9 protein-coding genes, 1 tRNA gene and 1 pseudogene are annotated in these 12720 nt (G+C 71.2%); 8 read left to right on the forward strand and 3 right to left on the reverse strand.

From position 1 onward, the window contains the following. The 3 genes and pseudogenes from GJR97_RS00780 to GJR97_RS00790 all read left to right on the forward strand — a co-directional run. Positions 1–349, forward strand: a pseudogene (locus GJR97_RS00780) (MmgE/PrpD family protein); the annotation flags it as partial. Positions 350–357: 8 nt separating this feature from the next. Beyond that, complete coding sequence (gene prpB / locus GJR97_RS00785; protein ID WP_154344669.1) at positions 358–1257, forward strand: methylisocitrate lyase; 900 nt, start codon at positions 358–360, stop codon at positions 1255–1257. 25 nt (positions 1258–1282) lie between these two features. Continuing rightward, positions 1283–2416, forward strand: coding sequence for a bifunctional 2-methylcitrate synthase/citrate synthase (locus tag GJR97_RS00790; RefSeq protein WP_229275890.1), 1134 nt, complete (start codon positions 1283–1285; stop codon positions 2414–2416). A gap of 65 nt (positions 2417–2481) precedes the next feature. Here GJR97_RS00790 and GJR97_RS00795 read toward each other — a convergent pair whose 3' ends face one another. After that, positions 2482–2715, reverse strand: coding sequence for a hypothetical protein (locus tag GJR97_RS00795; protein WP_154344670.1), 234 nt, complete (start codon positions 2713–2715; stop codon positions 2482–2484). 196 nt (positions 2716–2911) lie between these two features. On the opposite strand from GJR97_RS00795, the gene topA reads away from it, so the two are divergent. From topA to GJR97_RS00820, 5 genes are all read left to right on the forward strand, one after another. Continuing rightward, positions 2912–5716 (forward strand): type I DNA topoisomerase, encoded by a 2805-nt coding sequence (gene topA / locus GJR97_RS00800; protein ID WP_324612943.1) that lies wholly within the window; start codon positions 2912–2914, stop codon positions 5714–5716. Beyond that, complete coding sequence (tmk, locus tag GJR97_RS00805) at positions 5713–6333, forward strand: dTMP kinase (RefSeq protein ID WP_324612944.1); 621 nt, start codon at positions 5713–5715, stop codon at positions 6331–6333. The genes topA and tmk overlap by 4 nt, the downstream gene beginning before the upstream one ends. 86 nt (positions 6334–6419) lie before the next feature. Further along, positions 6420–7595 carry a DNA polymerase III subunit delta' gene (locus tag GJR97_RS00810; protein ID WP_324612945.1) on the forward strand — a complete coding sequence of 392 codons (1176 nt, stop codon included), beginning with the start codon at positions 6420–6422 and terminating at the stop codon, positions 7593–7595. Continuing rightward, positions 7592–9121: an alpha/beta hydrolase gene (locus GJR97_RS00815; protein WP_324612946.1), complete on the forward strand. Its 1530-nt coding sequence runs from the start codon at positions 7592–7594 to the stop codon at positions 9119–9121. Before GJR97_RS00810 ends, GJR97_RS00815 begins: the two co-directional genes overlap by 4 nt. An 84-nt stretch (positions 9122–9205) precedes the next feature. Beyond that, positions 9206–9281, forward strand: a tRNA-Thr gene (locus GJR97_RS00820). Positions 9282–9365: 84 nt separating this feature from the next. Here the strand turns inward: GJR97_RS00820 and GJR97_RS00825 are convergent. Further along, positions 9366–10718 (reverse strand): TolB-like translocation protein, encoded by a 1353-nt coding sequence (locus GJR97_RS00825; protein WP_195760572.1) that lies wholly within the window; start codon positions 10716–10718, stop codon positions 9366–9368. Between the two features lie 232 nt (positions 10719–10950). Further along, positions 10951–12642: a response regulator gene (locus GJR97_RS18635; protein WP_154344673.1), complete on the reverse strand. Its 1692-nt coding sequence runs from the start codon at positions 12640–12642 to the stop codon at positions 10951–10953. Between the last annotated feature and the right edge of the window lie 78 nt (positions 12643–12720).

Consider the following 12720-nt stretch of genomic DNA (forward strand, 5'->3'; position numbering starts at 1 on the left):
GTCGACCGTCGAGGACCCGGAGTGGACGCGCCGCTACCACTCGCTCGACATCGGCGAGAAGGCCTTCGGCGGCCGCGTCGTGATCACGCTCGATGGCGGCGAGACCATCGTCGACGAGATCGCCGTGGCCGACGCGCACCCGCTCGGCGCCCGGCCGTTCGGCCGCGAGCAGTACGTCGAGAAGTTCCGCACGCTCGCCGACGGCGTGCTCGAGGCGGCCGAGATCGAGCGCTTCCTCGACGTCGCCCAGCGGCTCCCGCAGCTCGGCCCCGACGAGCTCGGCCAGCTCACGATCGTCGCCGCGCCCGGCGTGCTCGCCCAGTTCGAGACGCCCCGCGGCATCTTCTAGGAGGACCCATGCTGTACGCCCAGACCACCCCGGCCGACAAGCGAGCCGGCTTCCGCGAACGCCTCGCGAGCGGCGAGCTGCTCCGCTTCCCCGGCGCGTTCAACCCGCTCTCCGCGCGACTCATCGAGCGCAAGGGCTTCGACGGCGTCTACATCTCGGGCGCCGTGCTCTCCGCCGACCTGGGCCTGCCCGACATCGGCCTGACGACCCTCACCGAGGTCGCCGGGCGGGCGAAGCAGATCGCGCGCATGACGGAGCTGCCGGCGATCGTCGACGCCGACACCGGCTTCGGCGAGCCGATGAACGTCGCGCGGACCGTGCAGGAGATGGAGGACGCGGGCCTCGCGGGGCTCCACATCGAGGACCAGATCAACCCGAAGCGGTGCGGCCACCTCGACGGCAAGCAGGTCGTCGACGAGCACACGGCGCTCCAGCGCATCCGCGCCGCGGTCGACGCCCGGCGCGACCCGAACTTCCTCGTCATGGCGCGCACCGACATCGCCGCGGTCGACGGCCTCGACGCCGCGATCGACCGCGCGAAGGCGCTCGTCGACGCCGGCGCCGACGCGATCTTCCCCGAGGCGATGCGATCGCTCGAGGAGTTCGCGGCCATGCGCGCCGCGGTCGACGTGCCGCTGCTGGCGAACATGACCGAGTTCGGCAAGAGCGAGCTGTTCACCGTGCAGCAGCTCGCCGACGTCGGCATGAACCTCGTGATCTGGCCCGTCTCGCTCCTGCGCCTGGCCATGGGCGCGGCCGAGCGCGGCCTCGACGAGCTGACGGATGCCGGCGCCCTCACCGGCCTCCTCCCTCAGATGCAGCACCGGGCCGACCTCTACGAGCTCATCGACTACGAGGGCTACAACCACTTCGACACGTCCATCTTCAACTTCACGGTCGCGCGCTGAGGCGCGGCCCCGAGAGGAGCACGACATGACCGACACGATGACCGCCCCGGCGCCGGTCCCCGAGATCCGCAAGGGCCTCGCGGGCGTCGTGGTCGACACGACCGCGATCTCGAAGGTGAACCCCGAGACGAACTCGCTGCTCTACCGCGGGTACCCGGTGCAGCAGCTCGCCGCGACGAAGCGCTTCGAGGAGGTCGCCTACCTGCTCTGGCACGGCGAGCTTCCGGATGCCGCGGAGCTCGCGGAGTTCCGCGCCGCCGAGCGCGCCGGGCGCGCGCTGCAGCCGAACGTGAAGGCCGCGATCGACCTGCTGCCGACGACCGCGCACCCGATGGACGTCGTGCGCACGGCCGTGAGCGTCATCGGCGCCTCCGACCCGACGACCGACGATGCGAGTCGCGAGGCGAACCTCGCGAAGTCGACGTCGCTCTTCGCGGCCCTGCCCGCGATCGTGGCGTACGACCAGCGGCGCCGGCGCGGTGAGGACCTCGTCCCGCCGCGCGACGACCTCGACTACTCCGCGAACTTCCTGCACATGTCGTTCGGCGAGGTCCCGGACCAGGTCGTCGTCGACGCGTTCGACGTGTCGATGATCCTCTACGCCGAGCACTCCTTCAACGCGTCCACCTTCACGGCCCGCGTCATCACCTCGACGCTCTCCGACCTCTACTCGGCGGTGACCGGCGCGATCGGCGCGCTCAAGGGCCCGCTGCACGGCGGGGCGAACGAGGCCGTCATGCGCATCTTCGACGAGATCGGGGATGCCGGGAACGTCGTGCCGTGGCTGGATGCCGCGCTCGCCGAGAAGCGCAAGATCATGGGCTTCGGCCACCGCGTGTACAAGAACGGCGACTCGCGCGTGCCGACCATGAAGGCCTCGCTCGACACGCTCGTGGCGCACTACGACCGGCCCGACCTCGCCGAGCTCTACGACGCGCTCTCCGGCGAGTTCGTCGAGCGCAAGGGCATCCACCCCAACCTCGACTACCCGTCGGGACCGGCGTACCACCTCATGGGGTACGACACCGAGACGTTCACGCCGCTGTTCGTCGCATCGCGGGTCACCGGTTGGACGGCGCACATCATCGAGCAGGCCGCTTCGAACGCGCTCATCCGCCCGCTGTCCCACTACGACGGCGTCGACGAGCGCCACGTGTAGTCGAGTCGGCTCGCGCACCCGAGGCGTGGCGCACCCCCGGGTGCGTCACGCCTCAGGCATCCGCCTCAGTCGAAGACGGTCTCGATGAAGCGGTACTCGACGGCGGACGGGCGATCGTCGCCCGGCGCGTCGAACTCCAGTCCCGCGCCGCGGGAGTAGACGTAGTGCTTTCCGCCGTCGCCGGGGAAGCTGATCCTCGGCTGCGGATCGCCGGTGTCGAGGAAGCCGGTCGAGACCGTCTTCCCCTCGAGTGGTCCGTCGATCAGCTTGGCGGTGTAGGTGCCGGATGACGTGTCCATGGCGCCATTCTCCACCTGTCCTCCACGGCCGCAAGGGACTTTCCTCCCCGCGTCGCGACGCGCCATGAGGGGTTTCCTCACGGTCGATATGTGTATGGTGTGCCATGTCGGCGTCATCCGCCGGCCGATGGCACACCGCTCGGGGGCGCGGCGATGATGTGCGTCCCCGTTTCCGTCCATGAGCAAGAGGAGTCCGGTGTCTGGCGCGAAGAAACTCGTGATCGTGGAGTCGCCGACCAAGATGAAGTCGATCGCCCAATACCTCGGCGACGGCTACGAGGTGCTCTCGTCGGTCGGGCACATCCGCGACCTGGTCGAGCCCAAGAACCTGCCTCCCGAACTGAAGAAGGGCTCGCTCGGCAAGTTCTCCGTCGACGTCGAGAACGGCTTCGAGCCGTACTACGTCGTGTCCGACGCGAAGAAGAAGACGGTCGCCGAACTCAAGCGCGCCCTGAAGGGCGCCGACGAACTCCTGCTCGCCACCGATGAGGACCGCGAGGGCGAGGCCATCGCCTGGCACCTGCTGCAGGAGCTCAAGCCCAAGGTGCCCGTGCGTCGCATGGTCTTCCACGAGATCACGAAGGACGCGATCCTCAAGGCCAAGGACGAGACCCGCGAACTCGACACCGCGCTCGTCGATGCGCAGGAGACCCGGCGCATCCTCGACCGGCTCTACGGCTACGAGGTCTCGCCGGTGCTCTGGCGCAAGGTCGGGCCCGGCCTGTCGGCCGGCCGCGTGCAGTCGGCCGCGACGCGACTCGTCGTCGACCGCGAGCGCGAGCGCCTCGCCTTCGTGGCAGCCTCCTACTGGGACCTGATCGGTCGCTTCACCAAGGAGTCCTCGTCGTTCGAGGCCAGGCTCGTCCGCGTCGGCGGCGAGCGCATCGCGACCGGTCGCGATTTCGACGACTCCGGCCGGCTGACCGGCAAGGCCGTCGTGCTCGACGAGGCCACCGCGCACTCGCTGACCGCCGCACTCCGTGACGACACCGTCGGCCGCCGCGTGAGCCGTGTCGAGTCGAAGCCCTACTCGCGGCGCCCTGCGGCGCCCTTCACGACCTCCACGCTCCAGCAGGAGTCGGCACGCAAGCTCCGGCTCTCGGCCCGCGACACGATGCGCGTCGCGCAGTCGCTGTACGAGAACGGCTACATCACCTATATGCGCACCGACTCGGTGTCGCTGTCGCAGCAGGCGATCCAGGCCGCTCGCACGCAGGCCGTGAAGCTGTACGGCGCCGACAGCGTGCCCGACAAGCCCCGCGCCTACGCAGGCAAGTCGAAGAACGCGCAGGAGGCGCACGAGGCGATCCGTCCCTCCGGCGAGGTCTTCCGCACGCCCTCCGAGCTGCAGAGCGTGCTCCGCGGCAGCGAGTTCAAGCTGTACGACCTCATCTGGAAGCGGACCGTCGCCTCGCAGATGGCGGACGCCAAGGGGCAGACCGCGACCGTCACGATCGAGGTCGGTCCGACGGCGACGGATGCCTCGGAGCCCGAGTCGCCCACGGCCGCGGTCGCCGGCACGACCGCCGAGTTCACCGCCAGCGGCACCGTGATCACGTTCCGCGGCTTCCTCGCCGCCTACGAGGAGAGCCGCGACGAGGAGCGCAACGCGGATGACGCTCCCGGCGAGGCGAAGCTCCCGCAGCTCGCCGAGGGCGAGGCGGTCGGCCTCGCCGAGCTCGAGGCCAAGGGCCACGAGACGAGCCCGCCGCCCCGTTACACCGAGGCGAGCCTCGTCAAGCGCCTCGAGGAGCTCGGCATCGGTCGCCCCTCGACGTTCGCATCGATCATCTCGACGATCCTCGACCGCGGCTACGTCACGCAGCGCGGCCAGGCCCTCGTTCCGAGCTGGGTCGCGTTCTCGGTCGTGCGCCTGCTCGAGGAGCACTTCGGCGACCTCGTCGAATACGACTTCACGGCCGAGATGGAGGACGACCTCGACCGGATCGCGTCGGGGGAGGCCGACCGCGTCGACTGGCTGAACGAGTTCTACTTCGGCAGCGATCGCCACACGGGGCTCCGGCAGGTCGTCGACAACCTGGGCGACATCGACGCGCGAGAGATCAACTCGATCGTGATCGGCCCGGGCCTCACGCTCCGGATCGGCCGGTACGGCCCGTACCTCGAGACCGTCGACCCCGAGGCCGCAGCGGATGCGCCGCCGCGCCGCGTGAACCTGCCCGAGGGCCTCGCCCCCGACGAGCTCACGGCCGAGAAGGCGCGCGAACTCATCGAAGCGCCGGTGCAGACCGACCGCGTGCTCGGCGTCAACCCCGACAACGGCAAGCAGGTCGTCGTGAAGGACGGCCGGTTCGGTCCCTACGTGACCGAGCTCGAGCCCGAGCCCGAGACGGCCGAGGCATCCGTCGATCCCGCGACCGGCGAAGTCGCCGACGCCCAGCCGGTGAAGGCGGCCAAGCGCGGCGCCAAGAAGGCCGCCGCCCCGAAGCCGCGGACCGCCTCGCTGTTCAAGAGCATGCAGATCGAGGAGGTCGACCTCGCGACCGCGCTGCAGCTGCTCGACCTTCCGCGCGTGGTCGGCCTCGACCCCGAGTCGGGTGACGAGATCACCGCGCAGAACGGCCGCTACGGCCCGTACCTCAAGAAGGGCACCGACACGCGCACGCTCCCGAGCGAGGACGCGATCTTCGACATCGACCTCGCCGGAGCCCAGGAGCTCTTCGCGCAGCCGAAGTACGGTGCGCGACGCGCGTCGAGCGCGCTCAAGGAGTTCGCGGAGGACCCCGTGAGCGGCAAGCCGATCAAGGTGAAGGACGGCCGCTTCGGTCCGTACGTGACCGACGGCACCACGAACGCCACCATCCCGCGCGCCGAGTCCGTGGAGGACATCACGTTCGAGCGCGCGGTGGAGCTGCTCCAGATCAAGCGGGACAAGGGTCCGGCGCCGGCGCGCGGCACGCGCACCGCCGCGGCGAAGTCCGGAGCGAAGAAGGCACCCGCCAAGCGCACCACCACCCGTACGGCGAAGAAGAGCTCGTGAGCCGCGGGCTGTTCCTCACCCTCGAGGGCGGCGACGGATCGGGCAAGACGACCCAGGCGGAACTGCTCGAGCAGTGGTTCACGGCCGAGGGCCGCACGGTCGTGCGCACGCGCGAGCCCGGCGGCACCGCGGTCGGCGTCGAGGTGCGCGAGATCGTCCTGCACCACCGCGGCGACATCGCGCCGCGCGCCGAAGCGCTCCTCTACGCGGCCGACCGGGCCCACCACGTCGCCACTGTCGTGAGACCCGCGCTCGCGCGCGGCGAGGTCGTCGTCCAGGATCGCTACATCGACTCGTCGGTCGCCTACCAGGGCGCCGGCCGGGTGCTCGACGCCGCCGAGGTCCGGTCCATCTCCGAGTGGGCGACCGAAGGTCTCGCGCCCGACCTCACGATCCTCCTCGACCTGCCGTCCGACGTCGCCCGACGCCGACTCGACGGTGCGAGGACCCGCTACGACCGTCTCGAGGCGGAGGCGGGGGAGTTCCACGCGCGCGTCCGGGAGGCGTACCTCGCCCTCGCCGGGGCCGAGCCCGACCGCTTCCTCGTCGTCGACGCGACGCGCCCCGTCGACGAGATCCACTCCGTGATCCGCGCGCGCATCGAGGCGCTCGCGTGAGGGCCGGCTCGACGACGTCCGGGCGTTCCGTCCGCGGCCTGCGATCGACCGGCGCCGCTGTCGTCGGCCGAAGGTAGCGTGGAATCGTGACCGTGTGGAGCGACCTGACGGGTCAGGATGCCGCGATCGCAGTGCTGCGCGCGGCGGCCGCTGCCGCGGCCGATTCGCGGGCGGGCGCCGACATGACCCACTCGTGGTTGATCACCGGCCCGCCCGGTTCCGGGCGCTCGAACCTCGCCTACGCGTTCGCCGAGGCGCTGCTCTCCGGCAGCCCGGACGGCGATGGCACCACCCGTGCCCAGGTCCTCGCGCGCAGCCACCCCGACCTGCACGTGCTCGCGACCGAGGGCGTGATCATCAAGGTCGCCGACGTGCGCAAGATCGTCGAGCGGTCGCACTACGCGCCGTCCGTCGGTCACCATCGCGTCATCGTCGTCGAAGACGCCGACCGCATGACCGAGCAGACCTCGAACGTGCTCCTGAAGGAGCTGGAGGAGCCGCCCGAGCGCACGGTCTGGATCCTCTGCGCGCCGAGCGAGGCCGACCTCATCCCCACGATCCGTTCACGCGTCCGATCGGTGCGGCTGCAGGTGCCCGGCATCGCCGCGGTCGCCGACCTCCTCGTCCGTCGAGACGGCGTCGACCCCGACGTCGCCGAGCGCGCGGCGCGCGAGGCGCAGAGCCACATCGGCATGGCGCACCGGCTCGCCACCAGCGCCGAGGCGCGCGATCGACGCGACGAGACCCTGCGACTCGCGTTGCAGGTGCGATCGACGCCCGGCGCCGTACTCACCGCCGCGCGCCTGCTCGAGATCGCCGGCGACGATGCGAAGGCGATCACCGAGCTCCGTGACGCCGAGGAGCGCGAGCACACCCTCCGTTCGCTCGGCGTCGCCCCCGGCCAGGCCGTTCCCGCCGCCCTCCGCTCGCAGCTCCGCGCGCTCGAGGAGGACCAGAAGCGACGCGCGACCCGGAGCCTGCGCGACGGGATCGACCGGATCCTCGTCGACCTCGCATCGCTGTTCCGCGACATCCTCGTCACCCAACTCGGTGCCGAGGTCGACCTCGTCAACCTCGACATCGCCGCCGACATCGCCCGCGCCGCAGCATCCGCGACCCCGGCGCAGACGCTCGAGACGCTCGACGCCATCCAGGAGGCCCGCATCCGCATCGACGCCAACGTCCAGCCGACCCTCGCCCTCGAGGCGATGCTCGTCTCGGCGATCCGCCGACCGGAGCCGGTTCGCGGAGTGCGCTCGTGAGCGTGCGCGGCCGTCTGGTCTCGGCGGCGGCCGTCGTGGCGGCGTCGGTGCTGCTGCTCGCAGGGTGCACCGTCCCGCCCTTCCTCGTCGGCGGGACGGAGCGGTCCGAGCCGACCGGGGAGCGCGTCGCGGCCGAGCTCGAGCCGTTCTACTCGCAGGTGCTCGAGTGGGAGCGCTGCGACGACAAGCTGTGCGCGACCGCCACCGCCCCCCTCGACTGGAGCGATCCGGGTGCGGGCGAGATCGAGCTCGCGCTCGTGCGTCGTCCGGCGAGCGGCCAGAAGCTCGGGTCGCTGCTCGTGAACCCGGGCGGCCCCGGCGGCTCGGGGTACGAGTTCATCGCCGACTCCGTCGACTACGCGGCGGGACCGCGGTTGCAGGAGCGGTACGACATCGTCGGCTTCGACCCGCGCGGCGTCGGCCGGTCGACCGCGGTGACGTGCGTCGACGCCGCGGAGATGGACGAGTTCCTCTACGGCATCGTGCCCGCCGAGCGCGGGAGCGACGAGTGGATCGCCGACGTCACCGCGGCGAACCGCGCGTTCGGGCAGGCGTGCGTCGACGAGACCGGAGACCTGCTGGCCAACGTCGACACCGTGAGCGCGGCGCGCGACCTCGACCTGCTGCGCGCGATCCTCGGCGATGAGCGGCTGAACTACCTCGGGTACTCCTACGGCACGTTCCTCGGCGCGACCTATGCCGGGCTCTACCCCGAGAAGACCGGCCGTCTCGTCCTCGACGGCGCGATCGACCCGACGGCGAGCAACCAGGAGGTCAACATCGCCCAGGCGGTCGGGTTCGAGGATGCGTTGCGGGCCTACCTGGGGGACTGCCTGTCCGGCGCCGAGTGCCCGTTCTCCGGGTCGGTCGACGACGCCGCCGACGAAGTCGCGCGACTGCTGGCGTCCGTCGAGGCGAGCCCGCTGCGCGGGAGCGATGGGCGCCGGCTGGGCGCCGACGCGCTCGTGACGGCGATCATCTACCCCCTCTACAGTGCCGAGAGCTGGCCCTATCTCAGCGACATGTTCGAGTCGGTGATGTTCGGCGAGGCCGACATCGCCCTCGCGTTCGCCGACCTCTACAACGGTCGCGAACAGGACGGCACCTACCGCGACAACTCGACCGAGGCGTTCCGCGCCGTCAACTGCCTCGACTACACGTACGACGACGACCCGGCGAAGATGCGCGCCGGCGCGGCGGAGCTCGCCGAGGCCGCGCCGATCATCGGCCCGTACTTCGGGTACGGCGACATCGGGTGCGCGCAGTGGCCGGCAGCGAGCGAGGTCGAGCGTGCGGCGATCACGGCCGAGGGCGCGGAGCCGATCATGGTCATCGGCACCACCGGTGACCCGGCGACGCCGTACCAGTGGGCGGAGGCGCTCGCGGCGCAGCTCGAATCCGGCTTCCTCGTCAGCTACGACGGCGAGGGCCACACGGCGTACCGGAAGTCGAACGCGTGCATCGACGACACCGTCGAGGACTTCCTCGTCGACGGCACCGTGCCCGCTGCCGACCCGCAGTGCTGACGAGCGGCGAGTGGTCATGAGCCTGGTGAAAACCCGCTAACATGGTCTCTCGTGCCGTTCGGTGCGATTCGCAACGGATGCCACGCCGCCTTAGCTCAGTCGGCAGAGCGATTCACTCGTAATGAATAGGTCGGGGGTTCGATTCCCCCAGGCGGCTCCACTCGGAAGGCCCCCTCCACACGGAGGGGGCCTTCGGCGTCTCGAACCGCCGAACCCGGGATTCGCGCCGGGACGCGTCCGTCGGTCACTCAGTGGCCGGGAGACGTTGCCACGATGCGGTGGGGCCCCACGGCACCCCGTCTCCGGTGGCCCGGACCGCCAGGTCGGTCCGGCTGGTGCCGTCCGAGGCGATGGTGAACCAGGATCGGTCGTCGTGGGCGACCAGGAGTCGCCCGTCCGGTGACCAGGAGTCCGCAGTGGCGTTCTCGGCGATCCGGAGGGCGCCGGCACCGTCGATGTCGGCGACCCAGATGTCGGTCAGGATCCCGTCGTCCCCCTCGAGCTCGTAGTCGGTGTGGTACGCGAGGTGCCGACCGTCGGGTGAGACCAATGGACCCGCCCCGTCGGCGATGACCGTGTGCCGGATCCCGTCCGGAACCGTGACCGCGTCGATCGTGGCGGGCCGCCACTGCGCGCCGGACCCGGGCCCGAAGATCTGGCCCTCGTTGAGGAAGACCGTCGAGGAGTCCGCCGCCCAGCCGATGTCGTTCGCCCACGACAGGGTGCCGGAGAGCACGATCCATCCGTCTCGCTCCGGCGGATCGGCGAGGGCCGACTCATCCAAGGCGCCGGTCGGCACCGCCACGACCGAGTGGCCGTACACGCCACGCTCTTCGGCGACTGCGAGCCAGCGTCCGTCGGGCGACCAGCCGAGGACGGAGAGCCCCGGCGCGATCTCGACGGTGCGCGCGGTCTCCACGTCCACGAGCACCGATCCGACGTCCGCGGGGCCGCCGCAGCCCCCGATCCCGCAGAAACTCCGGTTGACGATGACCGACTTGCCGTTCGGCGCCCATGCGATCGAGGAGGGCACCAGGGAACGGTCGAAGCCATCCTGCGCGCGCGGATACGCATGCCCGATGCCCGACGAGAGGACCGGCACGCCGGTCGCGCCGTCCGCGATGACCAGCTCGCAGACGTCCACGCACGCCGCCGCCTGCGCGAACCCGACGGACCTGATCGCGGCATCTGCCTGCTCGTCGTCGGGCGGGTCCGACCGGATGAACGCGAGCAGGGTGCCGTCCGGCGACCACGCCGGCGCGTACTCGTCGAACTCCGGCGTCGAGGTCAGCTGCCGCGGAACCGTGCTACCGGATTCGAGGAGGTAGATGTCGCTCGGCGCGCCTGCAGCCGACGTGGCCACGGTGGCGAGGGTTCCGTTCTCCCCCGTCGTCGCCGGCCCCGCGGCCGATCGGCCGCCCAGGCTGATGGGTCGCTCGGGAACTCCGTCGGGGAGCCCGGTCGGGCTGAGGGTTCCGAGCGCGAGCGCCACCACGCCGACCGACAGCGCGATCGCGGCCGACGCGATCAGGACACGGCGGCGGCCGGTGCGCCGCCACGCCTCCTCGATCAGCGCTCGCACCTTGCTGGTCGGCACGGAGCGGGACGCCCCTGGATGAAGTTCCGCTTCGTGTTCGATCGGCGGTGGATCGTCGACGTCGGTCCGCGGTGTGACGTCCGGCTTGCGGGGTGGGGCGGAGATCGACATGTGCGCCTCCTGACGTAATGGCGCTATTGTGATTAGCACCATCGTACGCCTCGCGAGCGATCGAGGGAACCTTCGAAGGCAGGCGGCCTCAGCCCGCACAGGTCGTCGAGGACCCGCGCCGTCAGTCCGTGCGTTCGCCGGGCCGGACGAGGCCGGACTCGTAGGCGAGGATCGCGATCTGCACCCGGTCGTGCGCGCCGAGCTTGGCGAGCAGGCGCGAGACGTACGTCTTCACGGTCGACTCGCTGAGGAACAGCACTGCGCCGATCTCGGCGTTCGACCGGCCGCGCGCGACCAGCCGGACGATCTCGACCTCCCGCTCGGTGAGTTCGACGCCGGGCGGCAGGGCGGAATCGGGGGAGGGGGACGAGGCGAAGCGCTCGAGCAGGCGTGCCGTCACCGCCGGGGCGAGCATCGCCTCGCCGCGGGACACGACCCCGACCGCGTGGACGAGGTCGGCGGGCGGCACGTCCTTGAGCAGGAACCCGGATGCCCCGGCCCGGACCGCGGCGAACACGATCTCATCGAGGTCGAAGGTCGTCAGCGCGAGCACGCGACGGGACGGGTCACCCTCGAGGATGAGCCGTGTCGCCTCGATGCCGTCCATGACCGGCATGCGGATGTCCATGAGCACGACGTCGGGGGCGAGCTCGGCGGCGGCCGCGACGCCGGTGGCCCCGTCGCCGGCCTCGCCGACGACCTCGAGCCCGGCACGTTCGAGGATGAGCCGGAACCCGACGCGGACGAGTTCCTGGTCGTCGACGAGCAGGACCCGGGTCGCGGTCGACGCGGTCACGATCGAGCCCCGGTCGGGAGTGACACGTGGACGCGCCATCCGCTCGGACCCGGACCCGGACCTGCGTCGAGCGTGCCGCCGTACAGCGTGACGGCGCACGTTGGTCAGCGACTCCTGCACGACCCGGTAGACGGCGAGCTGTCGACCCGCCGACAGGTCGCTCGTATCGTCGGCCCGGAAGTCCACGACGAGCCCAGTACCGCGTGCCTGCTCGATCAGCTCGGGAATGCGGGCGATGCCGGGCTGCGGCGACAGCGATTCCGGGTCGTCGTCGCGCAGCAGCTCGACGACCCGGCGCACCTCGGCCAGTGCGTCGGTGCCCGTCGTCCGGATCGCCTCCAGGGCCTGCCGGGCGGCACCCGGGTCGACGTCGACGACCTCCGCCGCCGCACCGGCCTGGACGACCATGACGCTCACCGAGTGCCCGAGGATGTCGTGCAGCTCGCGGGCGATCCGGGCACGTTCCTCCGCGACCGCGCGGAGGGCGGCCTCGCGGGCCTCGGTCTCCGCGACCGCGGCCCGGATCGCGGCATCCACCGCTCGGCGTTCGGAGACGCGCATGCCGATGCCGATGAGGAAGATCGTGAGGAGCACGCCCCAGTGGAAGAACACCTCGCTCGGCCCCTGGAGCTCGGGAACGAAGAGATCGGCCAGGATCACGGCCGCGAACACCGAACCGCAGATGGCCGCCGAGGTTCGGATGCCGCCGTGCCGCGCGCCCGTGTAGAGGGCGAGTGCGAGGGGGAGGAATCCCCCGAAGAACAGCACCTGGGCGTCGCCGCCGGTCGCGACGAAGCACAGGACCCACGTCAGCGGGACCCCGACGAGGACGAGCGGGGCGACTCGGCGCAGCGCGAGCAGGACCGCGCAGACGAGGATCGCCGCCGTGCTCACCACCGGGGAGCCCGTGCCCTGCACGGACTCGAACGGCACCCAGACCTCGGCGAGGCCCAGCGCTGCGATGAGCGCGGCGACGGCGATGTCCTGGGCGAGATGCCAGCGCGTGCGGCGGTCCACGACCGCAGGCTAGCGGTCCGCACGCCGCCGGGGGAATCACCGTCGGGTGATCGGCGAGTCGACTTCCGGTGATCGGCG

Origin of the sequence: Agromyces kandeliae (assembly GCF_009674665.1) — a bacterium.
Taxonomy (GTDB): domain Bacteria; phylum Actinomycetota; class Actinomycetes; order Actinomycetales; family Microbacteriaceae; genus Agromyces; species Agromyces kandeliae.

What these genes read in the sequence shown, in the direction of transcription:
- GJR97_RS00790 (WP_229275890.1), top strand. Translation starts at nt 1,283, where the DNA reads ATGACCGACACGATGACCGCCCCGGCGCCGGTCCCCGAGATCCGCAAG.
- GJR97_RS00795 (WP_154344670.1), bottom strand. Translation starts at nt 2,715, where the DNA reads ATGGACACGTCATCCGGCACCTACACCGCCAAGCTGATCGACGGACCA.
- prpB (WP_154344669.1), top strand. Translation starts at nt 358, where the DNA reads ATGCTGTACGCCCAGACCACCCCGGCCGACAAGCGAGCCGGCTTCCGC.